Genomic DNA, 17569 nt, shown 5'->3' on the forward strand with positions numbered 1-17569 from the left:
CTGCGGGCCTGCGCGCCTCGGACGGAGCAGGTCGCGCTCGCATCTGTCGAAGACCCCACGGTCGCAAGACGGACACCGAATTTCCCGCTGTGCGGGATTCCCCGGTGCGCCGTGTTCTTGGCTGTCCGGCTTTCGGTGGGAGCGATACGGGCCCTCCGCGTGGCATTACCTACGACTTCATGTCCGTACCGGAGCCCTTTTCCTAATGACGAGCCCCACCGACTCCTCCACCAGCACCACCCCGCAGGTCGCGGTCAACGACATCGGCGACGCTGAGGCGTTCCTCGCGGCGATCGACGAGACCATCAAGTACTTCAACGATGGCGACATCGTCGAGGGCGTCATCGTGAAGGTCGACCGTGACGAGGTGCTCCTCGACATCGGTTACAAGACCGAGGGCGTCATCCCGTCCCGTGAGCTCTCGATCAAGCACGACGTTGACCCGCACGAGGTCGTCTCCGTCGGTGACAACATCGAGGCCCTGGTTCTCCAGAAGGAGGACAAGGAGGGTCGTCTGATCCTGTCCAAGAAGCGCGCTCAGTACGAGCGTGCCTGGGGCACGATCGAGAAGATCAAGGAAGAGGACGGGATCGTCACCGGTACCGTCATCGAGGTCGTCAAGGGTGGTCTCATCCTCGACATCGGCCTCCGCGGCTTCCTCCCGGCCTCGCTGGTCGAGATGCGTCGTGTTCGCGACCTCCAGCCCTACGTGGGCAAGGAGCTCGAGGCCAAGATCATCGAGCTGGACAAGAACCGCAACAACGTGGTCCTGTCCCGCCGTGCCTGGCTGGAGCAGACCCAGAGCGAGGTCCGCCAGACCTTCCTCACCACCCTGCAGAAGGGCCAGGTGCGCTCCGGCGTCGTTTCCTCGATCGTCAACTTCGGTGCGTTCGTGGACCTCGGCGGCGTCGACGGTCTGGTTCACGTCTCCGAGCTGTCCTGGAAGCACATCGACCACCCGTCCGAGGTTGTCGAGGTCGGCCAGGAGGTCACCGTCGAGGTTCTCGACGTTGACATGGACCGCGAGCGTGTCTCCCTGTCGCTGAAGGCGACCCAGGAGGACCCGTGGCAGCAGTTCGCCCGGACCCACCAGATCGGCCAGGTCGTCCCGGGTAAGGTCACCAAGCTGGTTCCGTTCGGTGCGTTCGTCCGCGTGGACGAGGGCATCGAGGGTCTGGTCCACATCTCCGAGCTGGCCGAGCGCCACGTGGAGATCCCGGAGCAGGTCGTCCAGGTCGGCGACGAGATCTTCGTCAAGGTCATCGACATCGACCTCGAGCGTCGTCGCATCAGCCTCTCGCTGAAGCAGGCCAACGAGGCCCTCGGTGCCAACCCGGCCGAGGTCGAGTTCGACCCGACCCTGTACGGCATGGCCGCTTCGTACGACGACCAGGGCAACTACATCTACCCGGAGGGCTTCGACCCCGAGGCGAACGACTGGCTGCCCGGCTTCGAGAAGCAGCGTGAGGAGTGGGAGCGCCAGTACGCCGAGGCGCAGACCCGCTTCGAGCAGCACCAGGCCCAGGTCATCAAGAGCCGCGAGGCCGACGCCGAGGCCGCTGCCGAGGGTGGCGACGCTGTTGCCGCCGCCGCCGGTGGCTCGTACTCCTCCAGCAGCGACGAGGGCTCCGGCGCTCTCGCTTCGGACGAGGCCCTGGCCGCCCTGCGTGAGAAGCTGGCGGGTGGCCAGAGCTGAGGCTCTGCCCCTTCTGCTAGCGCCTAGCGCATAGCGTCACCAATGGCCCCCACCCGGTTTTCCGGGTGGGGGCCATTGTTTTTTCCCCTGACTTATTTATCCCCTATGCGAATGGTTTTTTGTGATAAGGGGCTCATTAGATGCCCCTGGGTGTTTTGGGAGCTGGCGCCTACCTTGGGATGAGTTGCCCGATGGGTCGCTCACCCGGCCCCACACGCTAGGCACCCCCCACACATGCGCCGTAGCACCGCAGTGACCCCCTCCCCCCGTACGTCCGACGACCCGAAGGTCGCCGGACGCCTTGCCGCCCTCGGCCGGTTCTGCTTCCGGCACCGGCGCTGGGTGCTCGGTTTCTGGGCGGTGGTCCTGGTCGTCGGCGTGCTGATCGGCGGACGGGTGTTCGAGGGCTCGGTGGCGGGGGCCTCCTCGGCCGCCTCCGAGGCGGACCGGGGCTCTGCGGTGGTCACCGCGGCGGATCCGGCCAAGGGCACCGTCACGGCCGTGGTGGACGGCAGGCCCGTCGAGGACCAGGCCGTCCGGGACGCCGTCACCCGGGCCACCGCCGAGATCGCGGCCCTGCCCGGGGTCTCCTCGGCCACCGACGCCTACGGGTCCGGCCCGGCCGGCGCCGCGCTCCGCTCGGCGGACGGCACCGCGAGCCTGGTCTCGGTCCGGATGGCCGACGACAGCACCACCGCCCAGACCGACGCCGTCACCCAGCGCCTTGCGGGTATCGGCGCCGACGGCGCGCACGTCACCGTCGGCGGCGACCTCGTGCTCCAGGACGAGGTGAAGAAGCAGACCGAGCGGGACACCAGATTCGGTGAGATCGTCACCCTGCCGCTCACCCTGATCGTCATGGTCCTGGTCTTCGGCGGTCTGGCCGCCGCCAGCCTGCCGGTGATCGGCGCCGTCGCCTCGGTGGGCGGTGCGCTGCTCGCGATGTTCGGCTTCAGCAAGATCATGGACATCGACACCAGCGTGCTGCCGATCGCCACCGTGCTGGGGCTGGGCCTCTCCATCGACTACGCGCTGCTCATGGTGAATCGTTTCCGCGAGGAACGCGGCCACGGCGCGGGTATCGCCGCGGCCGTCGAGCGGACCGCCGCCACCGCCGGACGGACGGTCGCCTTCTCCGGACTGACCGTCGCCGTCGCGCTCTCCGGCCTCTTCGTCTTCACCAGCCCCGTGCTCGGTGCGGTCGCCGCCGCCGGGGTCAGCGTGGTGGTGATCGCCGTCGCGGCCGCGCTCACGCTCGTCCCGGCACTGCTCGGCTTCGCCGGCAGCCGGATCAAGACCCCCACCGCGCCCGTCCCCGACGAGGGCTTCTTCAGCCGCACCGTCCGCCGGGTGAGCAAGCGCGCGGTGCCGGTCGCGCTCGCCTGCGTCGCCCTGCTGATGGCCGCCGGGGCGCCGTTCCTGCACGCCGACATGCGCAGCTCCGGCGCCGCCGTCCTGCCCGCCTCCTCGGCCGGCCGCCAGGTGGCCGAGACCGTCGACCAGCGCTTCCCGCTGGCCTCGGCGGCCCCGATCACCGTGGTCGTCGAGGGCGGCGCCCCCGTCGCCCAGGCCTACGCGGACGACGTGGTGGCCAAGCTGCCCGGCGTCAGCGCCGTCCGTGCCGTGAGCCCGGTGAGCGACAAGGTCTCCACCATCGACGTGCTGGTGCACGGCGACCCGCAGGGCGGCGAGGCCAAGAAGGTGGTCGAGGAGCTGCGTGCCGACCGCGGCGGTCTCACCACCCACGTCACCGGCGGAGCCGCCTCGATCGTCGACTTCCAGCACGAACTGCTCACCCGGGGGCCGATCGCCCTCGGCCTGGTGGCGCTGGGCACGCTGGTGCTGCTCTTCCTGATGACCGGCTCGGTGGTGATGCCGGTCAAGGCGCTGCTGATGAACCTGCTCTCGCTGGGCGCCTCGCTCGGCGCGCTCACCCTGGTCTTCCAGGACGGGTACTTCAGCGGGCTGCTCGGCTTCAGTCCCACCGGCGGGCTGGAGACCTTCATACCGGTGCTGGTCTTCGCCTTCGCGTTCGGGCTGTCGATGGACTACGAGGTCTTCCTGTTGGCCCGGATCAAGGAGCTGCGGGACAAGGGCCACAGCTGTACGCGGGCCGTGGAGCTGGGCGTCCAGCGCAGCGGGAAGATCATCACCTCGGCGGCGCTGCTGATGGTGATCGTCTTCGCCGGCTTCGCGCTCGGGGACATGCTGATGGTCAAGCAGATGGGCATCGCGCTCGCCGTCGCCGTGGCCGTCGACGCCACGCTGGTGCGCTGCCTGCTGGTGCCGGCCGCGATGAGCCTCTTCGGCGAGTTCAACTGGTGGGCCCCGGCGCCGCTGCGCCGCCTGCACAACCGGTTCGGGCTGAGCGAGCACGTGGACCTGCCGACGATCGAGCCGGCCGTGCTGCCGGGGCAGCGCCCGGCGCCCGTTCTGGCGGGTTCGGGGCCCGCGGTCTCGACGCAGTAGCCCGGGGGCAACCGGTTCAGCGCAGTCGGCGCAGCAGTTCGACGCCGTCGCGCAGGGTCCGCCGCTCCTCGGGGGTGAGCCGTGCCTCGATGGCCGCCGCGATCCGCGCCTCCCGTCGGGCCCGCTGCTCGAACAGTGCGGCCCGGCCGGATTCGGTGGCGGCGATCAGCAGCTTGCGGCCGTCGGTGGCGTGCGGCTGCTGGGCGACCAGCCCGGATCCGGTCATCAGGGTGACCGTGCGGGCCATTGACTGGTGGCGGACGTGTTGGCGGGCGGCCAGCTCGGCGACGGTGTACGCGCGCTCGTCGCGGACCAGCAGGCCGAGGACGGCGGCCTGGTTCTGCGGCAGCCCGTCGTCCGAGCGCAGGGCGCGGACCAGCTCGCCGACGGCGGTGCGCAGGTCGGCGGCGAGCTCCAGGGCCTCGGGGCCCGGGGTGCTGTTCGGCTCTTCGGTCATGGCGGAATCCTACCCGGAAACTATACAGCGCAGCTGTACAGCTTTGCTGTATTGTCTGGCCCATGCGACTGACCAAGTTCGGCCATGCCTGTGTTCGCCTGGAACAGGGCGAAACCACCCTCGTCATCGACCCCGGGATGTTCACCGAGCCCGCCGCCCTCGCCGGTGCGGACGCCGTGCTGATCACCCACGAGCACGCCGACCACTTCGAGGCGGCCGCCCTGCGCGCCGCCCTGGCGGCGGACCCGCAGCTGCGGGTGTACACCAACCGCGCGGTGGCCGAGCAGCTGGACGGCGTGGCGCAGCGGGTCACCGTGGTCGGCGAGGGCGACGCCTTCGAGATCGGCGGGATCGGCGTCTCGGTGCACGGCGAGTGGCACGCGGTGATCCACCCCGAGATCCCGCTGGTGCGCAACATCGGCTTCCTCGTCGACGGCCGGGTCTTCCACCCCGGGGACGCGCTGACCGTGCCGCCGCACGCGGTGGAGACGCTGCTGCTGCCGATCGCGGGGCCGTGGACCAAGGTGTCCGAGCTGATCGACTACGTCCGGGAGGCGGGCCCGAGCCGGGCGCTGCCGATCCACGACGCGGTGCTCAGCCCGGCGGGCCTCGCGGTGCACACCCGGCTGGTCGGTCCCGGCGGGCCCGGCACCGGGGCGGAGGTATCGGCGCTGGCCGCCGGCGAGAGCCTCGACCTGGGCTGACCGGGCGCCGTGGACGCCGGTAGCCTGACGCCATGCTGAAGATCGGACTGACGGGCGGTATCGGTGCCGGCAAGAGCGAGGTGTCGCGGCTGCTGGCCGCCCACGGCGCGGTGATCGTGGACTCGGACGTGATCGCCCGTGAGGTGGTCGCCCCCGGGACGCCGGGCCTGGCGGCGGTGGCCGCCGAGTTCGGGCCCGGCGTGCTCCGGGCCGACGGTTCGCTGGACCGCCCGGCGCTCGGGGCCGTGGTCTTCGCCGACCCGGAGCGGCTGAAGGCCCTGAACGCGATCGTGCACCCGCTGGTCCGGGCCCGGTCCGCCGAGTTGGAGGCGGCCGCGGCCCCGGGCGCGCTGGTCGTCCACGACGTCCCGCTGCTCGCCGAGAACGGGCTCGGCCCGCTCTACGACCTGGTCGTGGTGGTCGACGCGGAGGACCCGGTGCGGATCGACCGGCTGGTCCGGCTGCGCGGCATGGCCGAGGAGGAGGCCCGGGCCCGGATGGCTGCCCAGGCCACCCGGGCCGACCGGCTCGCCATCGCGGACCTGGTGATCGACAACAGCGGCCCGCTGGAGGACCTGGCCCCCCGGGTCGCGGAGCTCTGGGCGGAGCTGAAGGGGCGTCAGGCCTGACCTGGCCATGGCACGGCCGGGCGGGGGATCATGGTCCGATGACCGATCACTTTGCCTCCATACCTCCGGCGGTGACGCCGCTCGCGCAGTACACCAGGGCCGACCAGGACGAGATCCTCGGCTCCGGCACCGACCCGTTCGGCGTCGCGGACACCGGGCTGACCTGGCTGCCCAAGGAGATCCACTTCGGCATCCGGCGGCAGGACGGCCGGCTGGCCGCCCACACCGGGCTGCGACGGCTGCCGTTGACGGTGGGCGGCCTCGACACCGAGGTGGTGGGTGTCGGCGGCGTGGCCGTCGCCCCCGACCTGCGGGGGTGCGGCCTGGCGCGCGCGGTCGTCGGGGCGGCCCTGGGCCACGCCCGCACGCTCGGTCCGCGGCACGCGCTGCTGTTCTGCCGCCCGCCGCTGGTCGCGCTCTACCGGCGGCTCGGCTGGCGGGAGCTGGACGGGGAGGTGGCGGTGGAGCAGCCCGAGGGGCGGGTGGTGGTGATGCCGCTGCGGACGATGTGGACGCCCCTGCACGACGGCGCCGACTGGCCCGTGGGAGCCGTCCGGCTGCGCTCGCTGCCCATGTGAGCCCGGGTCGGACCTTGCCGGGCGCGGGCGCGGGCGCGGGCACGGGCGCGGGTGCTCGCGGGCCGGGCCGCGTCAGGCCCGGACGGCCGCCGCACGCTCCGCGGCGGCGGCGTGCTCAACCGCGGCCGCCGCCAGCGCACGGACGGCGGGGTGGGCCCGGGTGCCGTCGCCCGCCAGCTCGGGCTGGAACAGCGAGGCCAGGAAGAACGGGTGGCCGGGCAGCTCCAGGACGCGCATCTCACCGGAGTCGTCCATGCCGCTGAACCGCAGCCCGCGCTCGCGCAGCCGCTCCAGGTAGTCGGCGTTCAGCCCGTACGCGCAGTGGTACCGCTCCAGCGTCCGGGTGGTGCCGAAGACGCGCTCGGCGAGCGAGCCCGGGGCGATCTCCACCGCGCCCTCGTGCCCGACCAGGGAACAGGTGAGCGGCACGATCAGCAGCTCGTCCAGCTCGGGGTGGGACTCGCCGTGCGCGGCGCCGCCGATGCCGCAGACGTTGCGGGCGTACTCCAGCACGGCGTGCTGGAAGCCGGCACAGGTGCCGAGGAACGGGATGCCGCGCTCCCGGGCCGTGCGGACGGCCGCCAGGGCGCCTGCCTCGCTGCGGTAGGGGCTGCCGGGCAGCAGCCAGATCGCGTCGAAGCCGTCGAGCGCGGCGGGCGTCCCGGCGTCCTCGGTCGGGATCCAGTAGGCGTCCAGGACGAGCTGGTCGCGCTCGGCGAGGGCGTCGAGCAGACCGGGGATCCGGGCGTGCGAGCGGACGGCGGGGGAGCGGTCGCCGACCAGGGCGATGCGGGGGGTCAGGTACGTCATGCGGCCATCCTCGCCCCCGCCCGCGGATCAGCACCAACGATGATTTCTTACCCATCGATCAGAGGATCTGATGCCGGGACTCTGATACTCCTGTCCCCATGGACCCGCACCTGCTGCGCACCTTCGTCACCGTCACCCGCCTCGGCTCCTTCTCCGAGGCGGCCCGGGAGCTCGGCTACACCCAGTCGGCCGTCTCCCAGCAGATCGCCGCGCTGGAGGGTGATCTCGGCGCGGCCCTGCTGCACCGCCGCCCGGTCGGCCCGACCGAGGCCGGCGCGCGGCTGCTGGAGCACGCCGGCCCGCTGCTGGTCCGGCTGGACGCGGCGCGCGCCGACATCACCCGCCTGGTCGGCGCCCCGAGCGCCCGCCTGGTACTCGGCGCCACCCCGCTGGCGGTGACCGCCGGACTGGCGCAGGCCCTCGCCGAGGTCCGCCGGGTGCACCCGCGGGTCGACCTCGTCGTCCGGGTGCTCGCCCAGGAGGCGCTGCCCGCGCAGGTCGCCACCGGCCGGGTCGACCTCGCCCTGATCGACGGCCTCGCCGCCCCCAGCGACCCGCTTCCGCTCCCCGACGTCGGCCCGCTCGGCACGGTGGCCGTCGCCGAGCAGCCGCTCGCCGTGGCGCTCCCGACCGGGCACCCGCTGGCGGGCCGCCCCGGCCTCGCCCTCGCCGACCTCTCCGCCGCCCGCTGGCTCGACGCCCCGGACCTCGCCCCGCGCCCGGACCGCCTGCGTGCGGCCACCGGGGTGGACGGCTTCCGCTGCGCGACCCGCTATCTCGGCACCGATGTCCGCGGTCTGCTGGCCCTGGTCGCGGCCGGCCACGGCCTCGCGGCCCTCCCAGCCGCCGCCCTGTCCGGCGCACCGGGCCTCGTCGCCGTCCCCGTCCACGCCCCGCGCCTGGTGCACCGGACGGAGCTGGTCCGCGGCAGCCTCCCGGAGGGGCCGGCGGCGCTGCTCGCCCGGCTGCTGGACGCCGGCTGAGCCCACCTGCCGGGGGCTCGGGCGGCGGCGCACCGGGGGATCCGCGACCGCGCTCAGCCCCGCCCTCGGTCCCCGCGCTCACTCCCGCCTGAACACCAGTTGGAGCACGGTGCGGGCCAGTTCCTCGACGTCGCCGTCCGCGCTCTCCGGGAGGGCGCCGCTCAGCCAGAGGCCGGCGAAGCCGTGGGCCAGGGACCAGGTGGCGATCGTCGTCGTCCGGTCGTCCTCCCCGTCCGGCGACAGCCTGCGGGCGCTCGCCGCCAGCACCGCGCCCGCGCGCTCCCGGGCCGTGGCCATCGCGGGGTCGTCGGTCCGGTACAGCTCGGGCCGGAACATCACCTCGAAGTACGGGCGGTGGTCGACCGCGAACCGCACATAGGCGACGCCCGCGCCGAACGGGTCGCCGGACGCGCGCTCCAGGCTGTCCGCGAACAGCTCGAAGCCCTCGGCGGCCACGGCCGTCAGCACCCCCGTCTTGTCGCCGAAGTGGTGCGCCGGCGCCGCGTGCGACACCCCTGCGCGCCGGGCGAGTTCGCGCAGGCTCCACCCGGACGGGCCGGACTCCGCGATGGCCGCCAGGGCGGCGTCGAGGACGGCACGTCGCAGGTTGCCGTGGTGGTAGCTCGGCTGGTCGGTCTGTCCCACCGCTGCTCTCCAATCGTTCGGGGGCCGTTCCATTCTATCTAGGCATTGACAAGATAGCTGCGCCTGCCGCAATCTTGCCAGTGACAAGATTGAGTGATTGGAGGACGGGATGATCCCGCTCATTGCCCTCGTCGGTGGCTTTGCCGTGCTGCGCCTGCTCGGCCTGCTCGTGATCGACGGCCTCGACGCCTGGCAGCCCGCCCTGCGCGGCGCCCTCGCGCTGCTGTTCGTCACCACCGGGGTGCCGCACTTCGTGCCGTCCTGGCGGCGGGACTTCGTCGGGATGATCCCGCCGGCGCTTCCGCGGCCCGCGCTGCTGGTCACCCTCACCGGCGTCCTGGAGCTGGCCGGCGCGGCCGGCCTGCTCGTCCCCCCGCTCGCGTCCCTCGCCGCCGCCTGCCTGGCGCTGCTGATGATCGCGATGTTCCCGGCCAACGTGTACGCGGCCCGGAGCGGGCTCACCCTCGGCGGAAAGCCGGTGACGCCGCTGCCGGCCCGTACCGTCCTCCAGGCGGTGTTCCTCGCGGCCGCGGTCGCCGCGGCCGTCTGAACCGAGGGGTGCGCGCCGAAGGGGGAGTGGGAGGTCGGCAGGTCCGACGTCCCACTCCCCGTTCCGTGGGGTGGAGTTGTGAGATTCCGGGACTCCCCGACCGGGTTCTCCCCCTGTCGTCCACAAGGGTGCGTACGGGGCGGTCGCCGGTCGTTACAGTGGCCGGATGAGCCACGAACAGGTGTTCCTGCGGCCGGTCTCCGAGGCCGATCTCGCGCTCCTCGAAGCGCTGTTGGCCGATCCGGAGGCCGTCGGGCCGTTGCAGTGGTACGGCTGGGCGGATCCGGGGCGCCTGCGGCGCAGGTGGGCGGAGGACGGGCTGCTGGGCGAGGAGCAGTCCCAGCTGGCGGTGGTCTCGGGCGGGGAGTTCCGCGGGTTCGTCGCGTGGCGGCGCAGAGCCGTGGTGCCGGCCGCGCCGTACTGGAACGTCGGGATCCAGCTGGTGCCGGACGCCCGCGGTCGCGGCATCGGCACCGAGGCCCAACGCCTGCTGGTGGACTACCTGTTCGCGCACTCCCCGGTGGTCCGGCTGGAGGCCGACACCGAGTCCGCCAACCTCGCGGAGCAGCGCGCCCTGGAGAAGTGCGGCTTCACCCGCGAGGGCGTGCAGCGCAGCCTGGTGTTCCGGGACGGCCGGTGGCGCGACATCGTCCGCTACAGCCTGCTGCGCGGGGACGCCCGCCCGGACTGAGCCCCGCACGGGAGGTCGGGGCGCTCCGGTCCATGACCCGCCGGCGGTGCCGACTCCCCGCCGGGCCAATGGAGTTCAGCCGCCCGTCAGGCGAAGGTGACGTAGAGGGGCTCCTGCTGCTGCTCGTCGGTGAGGACGACCCGCTTGGGCATCAGCGACTTGTCCTCGATCCAGGAGCGCCCGAAGTGCAGCCCGGTGCCCGCGAGTCGGAGGATGTAGAGGCCGGATCCGTCGACGGTGTCCACGGCGATCGGCTGCTCGTCCTCGGTGAGCCTGAACAGGGCCCAGCGGGAGTGTGCGGCGCCGCCCTCCGCCGCGGTCAGGACGACCTGGCCGCCCGCCTCGGCCGCCTCGGCCGCGAGGATCCGCCCGGAGTCCTTCTCCCTGATCAGGACCGTCCCGTCGCCGGCCGGCCCGATCAGGAACAGGGCCGGCGGTTCGTCGGCGAGGAAGGCGAAGACCCCGCCCCCGCGCACCCCCAGGAGCGAGCCGCGCGCACGGATCCGCAGGGCTCTGGTGTCCGCCATCTCATGCCTCCAGGACGTGGTGTCGATGCACCCATCCTCGCGGCGGGTGCGGCGTACGCGAAGGCATCCGGCGCTCGCTCACCCGGACGGGTGGCGGGCGGGCCGGCGCGGGGCCTGGGGGGCGGGCTCCGGACCGGTCGACGGGTCGCGGGTGAGCAGGTAGCGGGCGCCCGGTCCGGCGGCGGCGGCGCGGTCGTCCGCGTTGTAGAGGGCGCAGCGGTTGAGCGAGAGGCAGCCGCAGCCGATGCAGCCGCTGAGCTTGGCCTTCAACCGCTCCAGCTCCGCGATCTGTTCGTCGATCCGGCTCCGCCAGGACTCGGCGACGCCGGCCCACTCCTCCCCGCTGGGCGCGGGGTTCTCCGGGAGGCGGTCCAGGGCGACCTTGGCCTCGTCCAGGGAGAGCCCGACCCGTTGGGCGGCGCGGACGAAGGCGACCCGGCGCAGCGTGGTGCGGACGTAGCGGCGCTGGCCGCCCGTGGTGCGGGTGGCGTGGACGAGGCCGAGCTTCTCGTAGTAGCGCAGGGCGGAGGTGGCGAGGCCGCTGCGCTCGGAGAGTTGGCCGATGGTGAGCAGGTCGTGCCGGCTCGGCCTGGCCGCGGTGGCGGCTCCGGGCGAGGCGTCGGGGGCGGTCATGGAGATCACTGTAGCCGCTTGACTTCAAGTCGACTTCAAGTTGCAGGATTCAGGGCATGACCACAGCAACGGTTGAAACCGCCTTCGACGACCTCCCCGGCCTGATGGGCCTGATGACCGGCGCCGAGAAGCACGGCCCGGCCGCCACCTCCACGCTGGACGTGCTCTGGGTGCTCTACGACCGGGTCCTGCGGGTCTCCCCGGCCACCGCCGAGGACCAGGGCCGGGACCGCTTCCTGCTCTCCAAGGGCCATGGCCCGATGGCCTATTACGCGGTGCTCGCCGCCAAGGGGTTCATCTCCCCGGAGGTGCTGCCGAGCTTCGGCGGGTACGACTCGCCGCTCGGCCACCACCCGGACCGCACCCTCATCCCCGGGGTGGAGATCGCCGCGGGCTCGCTCGGGCACGGCCTGCCGCTGGGTGTCGGCACGGCGCTCGGGCTGCGCGCCCAGGGGCTCGCCGACCCGGCGGTCTGGGTGCTGGTCGGGGACGCGGAGTTCGACGAGGGCTCCAACCACGAGGCGGTGGCCTTCGCCGGTGCCTACGGGCTGGACCGGCTGCACGTGGTGGTCATCGACAACTCCTCGGCCACGCACGGCTGGAACGGCGGGATCGCGGCCCGGTTCGCCGCCGAGGGCTGGTCGACCGCCACGGTGGACGGCCGCGACCACGAGGCGCTGCACGCGGCGTTCACCGCCGAACACCCCGGCCGGCCGCACGTCGTGGTCGCCCGGGTGGAGCCCAAGAACTCCTGAGCCCCGCCGAACGGCTCGAACCGCCTGCACCGCCTGTACCAACTGCACTGCCTGCACCGACTGCACCGTCCGCGTCCGGCACCCGGGCCGGGACCGCCAAGACCCGCTCACCAGTAGGGGATCCACCGATGGACACCATGCGCGACCGCTTCCTCGATGTCACCGCCCGCCTGCTCGACGACGACCCCCGGCTGGCCGTGGTGCTCGCGGACATCAGCGCCTCCGGCTTCACCGAGGCGGCCGAGCGGCACCCGGACCGGGTGATCAACGTCGGCATCCGCGAACAGCTGCTGATCGGCGCGGCCGGCGGTCTGGCCCTGGCCGGGATGCGCCCGATCGCGCACACCTTCGCCAGCTTCCTGGTGGAACGCCCCTTCGAGCAGGTCAAATTGGACCTGACCCACCAGGGCGTCGGGGCCGTCCTGGTGAGCGCGTCCGGCTCCTACGACTGGCCGGCCGGCGGCCGCACCCACATGGCCCCGGGGGACGTCGCCCTGCTGGACACCCTCCCGGGCTGGACGGTCCATGTGCCCGGCCACCCGGACGAGGCCGAGCAGCTGCTGCGCCACGCCGCCGCGGACGGCGACCGCACCGTGTACGTGCGGCTCTCCGCGCACCAGAACGCCGCCGCCGTGCCGGTCGAGCCCGGCCGCTTCACCACCGTGCGCGAGGGCTCGAAGGGCGTGGTGCTCGCGGTCGGCCCGATGCTGGACGCCGTGCTGGCGGCCACCGTGGGGCTGGACGTGACCGTGCTGTACGCGGCCACCGTGCGGCCGTTCGACGCGGCCGGGCTGCGGGCGGCGGCCGGTGGCCGGGCGGACGTGGTGCTGGTCGAGCCGTACCTCGCGGGGACCTCCAACAACGAGGCGCACGCCGCACTGAACGACCGCCCGCACCGGGTCCTCGGCCTCGGGGTGCCGCGCGACGAGCACCGCCACTACGGCTCGATCCCCGAACACCTGGCCGCCTACGGCCTGGACGCGGCCTCGCTGCGGGAGCGGATCGGCACCTTCCTCTGGTGACCGGCCCCCGCCGGGACGCCACAGCGCCCCAAGGGCCCATCCCTGACGGGTGGTTCAGACCCGGAGGACGGCGACCGAGTCGGCCCCCAGCCGCACCGACGCACCGTCGGGCACGCAGTCGCCGAAGGCCGCCACCAGCTCCCGCCCGGCCGCGCCGAGCGGCACCCGCGCGGCGACGGCCCCCAGGTTGACCGCGATCCGGTACGCCCCCCGGTGCACCACCAGCCAGCGCGCCGACTCGTCGTACTCCACCCGGACGGCCGCCAGATCCGGGTCGCCCAGCTCGGGCCGCTCCCGCCGCAGCCGGATCAACCGCCGGTACCAGGAGAGCAGTTCGGCGTGCGGGGTCTGCTTGGGCTCGGTCCAGTCCAGGACGGACCGCAGCACGGTGGCCGGCTCCTGCGGGTCCGGCACCTCCTCGGCCTGCCAGCCGTGTTCGGCGAACTCCCGCCGGCGGCCCTGCCGGACGGCCTCGGCGAGACCCGGGTCGGTGTGGTCGGTGAAGTACTGCCACGGGGTGGCCGCGCCCCACTCCTCGCCCATGAACAGCATCGGGGTGAACGGCGAGGTCAGTACCAGCGCGGCCCCGGCGGCGACCCGGCCGGGCGGCAGCCCGGTGGAGATTCGGTCGCCGAGCGCGCGGTTGCCGATCTGGTCGTGGGTCTGCAGGTAGCCGAGCAGCCGGTGCCCGTGGGCGGGAGGGAACGGCCGGCCGTGACCGCGGCCGCGGAACGAGGACCAGCCGCCCTCGTGGAAGAAGCCCCGGGTGAGGGTCCGGGCGACGGCGGCCAGCGGCTCGCGCGCGAAGTCGCCGTAGTAGCCCTGGGATTCACCGGTCAGGGCGCAGTGCAGGGCGTGGTGCAGGTCGTCGCTCCACTGGGCGGTGAGGCCCTGGCCGCCGGCCTCGCGCGGGGCGGTGGTGCGCGGGGAGTTGAGGTCGGACTCGGCGATCAGGAACAGCGGGCGGTTGCTGGTGGCGGCCAGCGTGTCGACGGCGCCGGAGAGTTGCTCCAGGAAGTGGACGGCCCGGTCGTCGGCGAGGGCGTGCACGGCGTCCAGCCGCAGGCCGTCGATCCGGTAGTCGCGCAGCCAGGCCAGCGCGCTGCCGATCAGGTACTCCCGGACCTCGTCCGAGCCGGGGGCGTCCAGGTTGACCGCCGAGCCCCACGGGGTGTGGTGGCGGTCGGTGAAGTACGGTCCGTAGGCGGGCAGGTGGTTGCCGGACGGGCCGAGGTGGTTGTGCACCACGTCCAGGACGACGCCGAGCCCCTTGCGGTGCGCGGCGTCCACGAAGCGCTTGAGCCCCTCCGGTCCGCCGTACGGCTCGTGCACCGCCCAGAGCGAGACGCCGTCGTAGCCCCAGCCGTGCCTGCCGGGGAACGGGCAGACGGGCATCAGCTCGACGAAGTCGACGCCCAACTCCACCAGGTGGTCCAGCCGTTCGGCGGCGGCGTCGAAGGTGCCGGCGGCGGTGAAGGTGCCGATGTGCAGCTCGTACAGCACCGCGCCGGGCAGCGGACGGCCGCGCCAGCCGGTCTGCGACCAGCGGAACGCGGCGTGGTCGACGGGCCGGCTGGGCCCGTCCGGGCCGTGCGGCTGCCGGGGCGAGCGCGGGTCCGGCAGCGGCGGTCCGTCGTCGAGCCGGAAGGCGTAGTCCCCGGTCGGCGCCTCGCCGTGCCACCAGCCGTCCCGCCCGGTGTCCGGGGCCAGGGGGTGCCGCTCGCCCGCGACCTCCACCTCGACCCGTTCGGCGGCCGAGGGGGCCCACACCTGGTACGTCCTCATGCCCCGCTCCTCCTGGTCAGCAGCGCCACCGGGTACCTCGCGAGCAGCTGCGCCACCGGTACCGCGCCCGGTGCGAAGGACCGCTGGGTGAGCCGGTCCGTCCACCGCCCGCCGCCCGGCAGCTCCAGCGCGGTGTCCCGCCAGCCGCCGTCCCGGGCCAGGCCGCTGGGGAGGCGGGTGACCGCCGTGATCACGCCGTCGCCCCGCCCGAAGGCGAGCAGGTGGTCGGCGGCGGGGCCGGCGGCGGCCAGCGGCCGGTACGCCCCCAGCGGGCCGGCCCGCCGCAGGTGCAGGGCGGTGGTGGTGAGGTGCAGCTTCTCCCGGGCCGGGTCGTCGGCCCGCGGGGTGGCGGAGTCCGTCAGCCGTACGGCCAGCGCGCCCAGGTCCACCGGCTCCCGGTTGTCCGGGTCGACCAGGGTGTACAGCGGCTCCTCGCCGCCCTGGTACAGGTCGGGCACGCCCGGCACGGTGAGGTGCAGCAGCGCCGCGGACAGCGTGTTGGCGCGGGCGTACGGCGCGATCGCCCGGACGAACCCCTCGATCCGGGCGAGCAGCCCCGGGTCGGACCGGACGGCGCGGACGCGGTCGGTGAGGGCCTGCTCGTAGCGGGCGTCGGGGGCCGTCCAGGAGGTGTGCAGCTTGGCCTCCCGGACGGCCTTGAGCACGGCGGTGACCAGCCGGTCCGACCCGATCGGCCAGGCCGCGACCAGGGTCTGCCAGAGCAGCCAGTCGCTGTCCCGGTCCGCCCAGGGGCCGGCCGCGGTGGACCAGGCGGCGGCCTCGGCGGCCCAGGTCCCGGGCTGCTCGGCGAGGACGGCGAGCCGGGCGCGGGCGTCGGCGCTGCGCTTGGTGTCGTGGGTGGAGAGCGCCGTCATGGTGTGCGGCCAGTCGCGTTCGACGAACCGGCACCAGTCGTGGAACTCCGCGGGCGCCAGGCCGGGCCGGGCCGGCTCGCCGCCGACCTCGTTGAGGCTGAGCAGGGCGTTCCAGCGGTAGAAGGCGGTGTCCTCGACGCCCTTGGCGGCGACGGCGGCGGCGGTCTGCGCGAAGCGGACGCAGAACTCGTCCTTCTCGGGGCCGCGGCCGAGCAGGCCGAGGGCGAGATCCGCGACCAGCATGTCGGTGGCGTCGTCCGAGCCGTCCAGCGCGGCCCGCATCTGCTCGGCGGAGACCGAGTCGGGCGGGTCCGGTTCGCCGGGCCGGACGTACGGGCGGTAGGCGGGGTAGCCGCTGAGCACCCGCTGGAGCGCGTCGTGCAGCCGGCCGGGCGCGTGGTCGGCGAGGGCGGGTTCGGCGGCGCCGATCCGGACCGCGAGGCGGACCAGCCGGTCGACCTCGGCGGCCAGCTCGCCCCGGGGGCCGGTCATGTCGGCCCGACCGCGCCGGGCGGCGGCGACGGCGGGGTGCGCGTCGGCGGGGTGCGCGTCGGCGGTGTCCGGGTCGGCGGTGTCCGGGTCGGTGAGGCGGGCTTCGGCGCGGCCCGGTTCGGCGGCACCCCGGACGAAGTGCTCGTAGTGTGCGGCCAGCAGCCCGGCGCCGGCCCGGTCGGTGAGCACCCCGTCGATCCGGCGCAGCGCGTCGTACCCGGTGGTGCCCGCGCACGGCCAGTCCGCGGGCAGCCGCTCCGGCCCGGTGAGGATCTTCTCGACCACGGTGTAGGCGCCGCCGGTGGCCTCGGAGAGCCTGCGCAGGTAGCCGGCCGGGTCGGCGAGGCCGTCGGGGTGGTCGATCCGGAAGCCGTCCAGGACGCCCTCGGCGTGCAGGCGCAGCAGCACCGCGTGGGTGGCCCGGAACACCTCCGGGTCCTCGACCCGCAGCGCGATCAGCTCGTTGACGGTGAAGAACCGGCGGTAGTTGAGCTCGGTGCGGGCCAGCCGCCACCAGCCGAGCCGGTACCACTGCCGGCCGAGCAGTTCGGGCAGCGGCAGGCCGGCGGTGCCGGGCCGCAGCGGGAAGGCGTGGTCGTGGTAGCGCAGGACGCCGCCGTCGACGGCCAGCTCGCCGAGGACCGCGCCGAGCCGGTCGCCGAGCAGCGGCAGCAGCACCCGGCCGCGCCCGGGGGCGTCGCTCGGGCCCGGCTGGGCGGTCCAGTCGATGTCGAACCAGCGCGCGTACGGCGAGTCGGGGCCGTCGCGCAGCACCTGCCACAGGGGCTGGTTGAGCTGTTCGGGTACGGGGACGGCCATGTGGTTGGGCACCACGTCGGCGATCAGCCCGAGCCGGTGCCGGTGGGCCTCGGCGGCCAGCGCGCGCAGTGCGGCCTCGCCGCCGAGCCGGGTGCTGATCCGGGTGTGGTCGACGGTGTCGTAGCCGTGGGTGGAGCCGGGCGCGGCCTCCAGCAGCGGGGAGAGGTGGAGGTGCGAGACGCCGAGGGCGGCGAGGTAGGGCACGGCGGCGGCGGCGTCGTGGAGCGTGAAGCCGGGCTGGAGCTGGAGGCGGTAGCTGGCGGTGGGCGCTTCGGGGGGCGGGGGCGCCGGGCGGGACGGTACGGCGGCCGGGCGTGGCTGAGCGGGCTCGGCGGCGGAGGTCATGTGTCCATGACTACCCGCGCGAGCCCGCCACCAAGACCCGTTGCTGATCCGAACAGGTGAACCACCCGCCGTCACGAACCGCCGAGTGCCGGCTTCGGACGGCG

17 protein-coding genes are annotated in these 17569 nt (G+C 73.9%); 10 read left to right on the top strand and 7 right to left on the bottom strand.

Annotated features, from left to right (window positions below; translation table 11 throughout):
• Window positions 1–205: 205 nt before the first annotated feature.
• Both rpsA and ACIGZJ_RS02660 read left to right on the top strand, forming a co-directional pair.
• Window positions 206–1696, top strand: coding sequence for a 30S ribosomal protein S1 (gene rpsA / locus ACIGZJ_RS02655; RefSeq protein WP_392927853.1), 1491 nt, complete (start codon window positions 206–208; stop codon window positions 1694–1696).
• A 234-nt stretch (window positions 1697–1930) separates the two neighbouring features.
• Window positions 1931–4165, top strand: a complete 2235-nt coding sequence (locus tag ACIGZJ_RS02660) for an MMPL family transporter (RefSeq protein ID WP_396455551.1) — start codon at window positions 1931–1933, stop codon at window positions 4163–4165.
• Window positions 4166–4181: 16 nt separating this feature from the next.
• On the opposite strand, the gene ACIGZJ_RS02665 is transcribed toward ACIGZJ_RS02660, so the two are convergent.
• A complete protein-coding gene (locus ACIGZJ_RS02665; protein WP_396455552.1) occupies window positions 4182–4622 on the bottom strand; it encodes a MarR family winged helix-turn-helix transcriptional regulator in 441 nt (146 codons plus the stop codon).
• A gap of 62 nt (window positions 4623–4684) precedes the next feature.
• On the opposite strand from ACIGZJ_RS02665, the gene ACIGZJ_RS02670 reads away from it, so the two are divergent.
• Genes ACIGZJ_RS02670 through ACIGZJ_RS02680 form a run of 3 tightly spaced genes read left to right on the top strand, consistent with a single transcriptional unit; the run spans window position 4685 to window position 6533 of the window.
• Window positions 4685–5326, top strand: coding sequence for an MBL fold metallo-hydrolase (locus ACIGZJ_RS02670; RefSeq protein ID WP_396455553.1), 642 nt, complete (start codon window positions 4685–4687; stop codon window positions 5324–5326).
• A gap of 32 nt (window positions 5327–5358) precedes the next feature.
• Window positions 5359–5955: a dephospho-CoA kinase gene (coaE, locus tag ACIGZJ_RS02675; RefSeq protein ID WP_396455554.1), complete on the top strand. Its 597-nt coding sequence runs from the start codon at window positions 5359–5361 to the stop codon at window positions 5953–5955.
• A gap of 38 nt (window positions 5956–5993) precedes the next feature.
• Window positions 5994–6533, top strand: coding sequence for a GNAT family N-acetyltransferase (locus ACIGZJ_RS02680; RefSeq protein WP_396455555.1), 540 nt, complete (start codon window positions 5994–5996; stop codon window positions 6531–6533).
• Window positions 6534–6605: 72 nt separating this feature from the next.
• On the opposite strand, the gene ACIGZJ_RS02685 is transcribed toward ACIGZJ_RS02680, so the two are convergent.
• Window positions 6606–7343, bottom strand: a complete 738-nt coding sequence (locus tag ACIGZJ_RS02685) for a hypothetical protein (protein WP_396455556.1) — start codon at window positions 7341–7343, stop codon at window positions 6606–6608.
• Between the two features lie 98 nt (window positions 7344–7441).
• Between ACIGZJ_RS02685 and ACIGZJ_RS02690 the strand changes: the two genes are divergently transcribed.
• On the top strand, window positions 7442–8326 hold the full coding sequence (locus tag ACIGZJ_RS02690; RefSeq protein ID WP_396455557.1) for a LysR family transcriptional regulator: 885 nt from the start codon (window positions 7442–7444) through the stop codon (window positions 8324–8326).
• Between the two features lie 78 nt (window positions 8327–8404).
• On the opposite strand, the gene ACIGZJ_RS02695 is transcribed toward ACIGZJ_RS02690, so the two are convergent.
• The gene (locus ACIGZJ_RS02695; protein ID WP_396455558.1) at window positions 8405–9004 is read right to left on the bottom strand and encodes a TetR/AcrR family transcriptional regulator; all 600 of its coding nucleotides are present in this window, start codon (window positions 9002–9004) and stop codon (window positions 8405–8407) included.
• 76 nt (window positions 9005–9080) lie between these two features.
• On the opposite strand from ACIGZJ_RS02695, the gene ACIGZJ_RS02700 reads away from it, so the two are divergent.
• Both ACIGZJ_RS02700 and ACIGZJ_RS02705 read left to right on the top strand, forming a co-directional pair.
• The gene (locus ACIGZJ_RS02700; RefSeq protein ID WP_396455559.1) at window positions 9081–9521 is read left to right on the top strand and encodes a hypothetical protein; all 441 of its coding nucleotides are present in this window, start codon (window positions 9081–9083) and stop codon (window positions 9519–9521) included.
• Window positions 9522–9687: 166 nt separating this feature from the next.
• The gene (locus ACIGZJ_RS02705) at window positions 9688–10212 is read left to right on the top strand and encodes a GNAT family N-acetyltransferase (RefSeq protein WP_396455560.1); all 525 of its coding nucleotides are present in this window, start codon (window positions 9688–9690) and stop codon (window positions 10210–10212) included.
• An 86-nt stretch (window positions 10213–10298) separates the two neighbouring features.
• Here the strand turns inward: ACIGZJ_RS02705 and ACIGZJ_RS02710 are convergent, their stop codons facing one another.
• The gene (locus ACIGZJ_RS02710; RefSeq protein WP_396455561.1) at window positions 10299–10739 is read right to left on the bottom strand and encodes a hypothetical protein; all 441 of its coding nucleotides are present in this window, start codon (window positions 10737–10739) and stop codon (window positions 10299–10301) included.
• A gap of 78 nt (window positions 10740–10817) precedes the next feature.
• The gene (soxR, locus tag ACIGZJ_RS02715) at window positions 10818–11372 is read right to left on the bottom strand and encodes a redox-sensitive transcriptional activator SoxR (RefSeq protein ID WP_396455562.1); all 555 of its coding nucleotides are present in this window, start codon (window positions 11370–11372) and stop codon (window positions 10818–10820) included.
• A 56-nt stretch (window positions 11373–11428) separates the two neighbouring features.
• Between soxR and ACIGZJ_RS02720 the strand changes: the two genes are divergently transcribed.
• Together ACIGZJ_RS02720 and ACIGZJ_RS02725 are read left to right on the top strand one after the other, a co-directional pair.
• On the top strand, window positions 11429–12127 hold the full coding sequence (locus ACIGZJ_RS02720; protein ID WP_396455563.1) for a transketolase: 699 nt from the start codon (window positions 11429–11431) through the stop codon (window positions 12125–12127).
• Window positions 12128–12255: 128 nt separating this feature from the next.
• Entirely contained in the window at window positions 12256–13149 is an 894-nt protein-coding gene (locus ACIGZJ_RS02725; RefSeq protein ID WP_396455564.1) for a transketolase family protein, read from the top strand.
• 54 nt (window positions 13150–13203) lie between these two features.
• Here ACIGZJ_RS02725 and treZ read toward each other — a convergent pair whose 3' ends face one another.
• Together treZ and treY are read right to left on the bottom strand one after the other, a co-directional pair.
• Entirely contained in the window at window positions 13204–14934 is a 1731-nt protein-coding gene (gene treZ, locus ACIGZJ_RS02730; RefSeq protein WP_396455565.1) for a malto-oligosyltrehalose trehalohydrolase, read from the bottom strand.
• Window positions 14931–17465 (bottom strand): malto-oligosyltrehalose synthase, encoded by a 2535-nt coding sequence (gene treY / locus ACIGZJ_RS02735; protein ID WP_396455566.1) that lies wholly within the window; start codon window positions 17463–17465, stop codon window positions 14931–14933. Before treY ends, treZ begins: the two co-directional genes overlap by 4 nt.
• Window positions 17466–17569 lie beyond the last annotated feature (104 nt).

Source organism: Kitasatospora sp. NPDC052868 (genome assembly GCF_044547105.1).
Lineage (GTDB): Bacteria > Actinomycetota > Actinomycetes > Streptomycetales > Streptomycetaceae > Kitasatospora.

What these genes read in the sequence shown, in the direction of transcription:
- ACIGZJ_RS02710 (WP_396455561.1), bottom strand. Translation starts at nt 10,739, where the DNA reads ATGGCGGACACCAGAGCCCTGCGGATCCGTGCGCGCGGCTCGCTCCTG.
- ACIGZJ_RS02705 (WP_396455560.1), top strand. Translation starts at nt 9,688, where the DNA reads ATGAGCCACGAACAGGTGTTCCTGCGGCCGGTCTCCGAGGCCGATCTC.
- ACIGZJ_RS02725 (WP_396455564.1), top strand. Translation starts at nt 12,256, where the DNA reads ATGGACACCATGCGCGACCGCTTCCTCGATGTCACCGCCCGCCTGCTC.
- treZ (WP_396455565.1), bottom strand. Translation starts at nt 14,934, where the DNA reads ATGAGGACGTACCAGGTGTGGGCCCCCTCGGCCGCCGAACGGGTCGAG.
- ACIGZJ_RS02685 (WP_396455556.1), bottom strand. Translation starts at nt 7,343, where the DNA reads ATGACGTACCTGACCCCCCGCATCGCCCTGGTCGGCGACCGCTCCCCC.
- ACIGZJ_RS02660 (WP_396455551.1), top strand. Translation starts at nt 1,931, where the DNA reads ATGCGCCGTAGCACCGCAGTGACCCCCTCCCCCCGTACGTCCGACGAC.
- coaE (WP_396455554.1), top strand. Translation starts at nt 5,359, where the DNA reads ATGCTGAAGATCGGACTGACGGGCGGTATCGGTGCCGGCAAGAGCGAG.
- ACIGZJ_RS02720 (WP_396455563.1), top strand. Translation starts at nt 11,429, where the DNA reads ATGACCACAGCAACGGTTGAAACCGCCTTCGACGACCTCCCCGGCCTG.
- treY (WP_396455566.1), bottom strand. Translation starts at nt 17,465, where the DNA reads ATGACCTCCGCCGCCGAGCCCGCTCAGCCACGCCCGGCCGCCGTACCG.
- ACIGZJ_RS02670 (WP_396455553.1), top strand. Translation starts at nt 4,685, where the DNA reads ATGCGACTGACCAAGTTCGGCCATGCCTGTGTTCGCCTGGAACAGGGC.
- ACIGZJ_RS02665 (WP_396455552.1), bottom strand. Translation starts at nt 4,622, where the DNA reads ATGACCGAAGAGCCGAACAGCACCCCGGGCCCCGAGGCCCTGGAGCTC.
- ACIGZJ_RS02700 (WP_396455559.1), top strand. Translation starts at nt 9,081, where the DNA reads ATGATCCCGCTCATTGCCCTCGTCGGTGGCTTTGCCGTGCTGCGCCTG.
- ACIGZJ_RS02680 (WP_396455555.1), top strand. Translation starts at nt 5,994, where the DNA reads ATGACCGATCACTTTGCCTCCATACCTCCGGCGGTGACGCCGCTCGCG.
- ACIGZJ_RS02695 (WP_396455558.1), bottom strand. Translation starts at nt 9,004, where the DNA reads ATGGAACGGCCCCCGAACGATTGGAGAGCAGCGGTGGGACAGACCGAC.
- ACIGZJ_RS02690 (WP_396455557.1), top strand. Translation starts at nt 7,442, where the DNA reads ATGGACCCGCACCTGCTGCGCACCTTCGTCACCGTCACCCGCCTCGGC.
- rpsA (WP_392927853.1), top strand. Translation starts at nt 206, where the DNA reads ATGACGAGCCCCACCGACTCCTCCACCAGCACCACCCCGCAGGTCGCG.
- soxR (WP_396455562.1), bottom strand. Translation starts at nt 11,372, where the DNA reads ATGACCGCCCCCGACGCCTCGCCCGGAGCCGCCACCGCGGCCAGGCCG.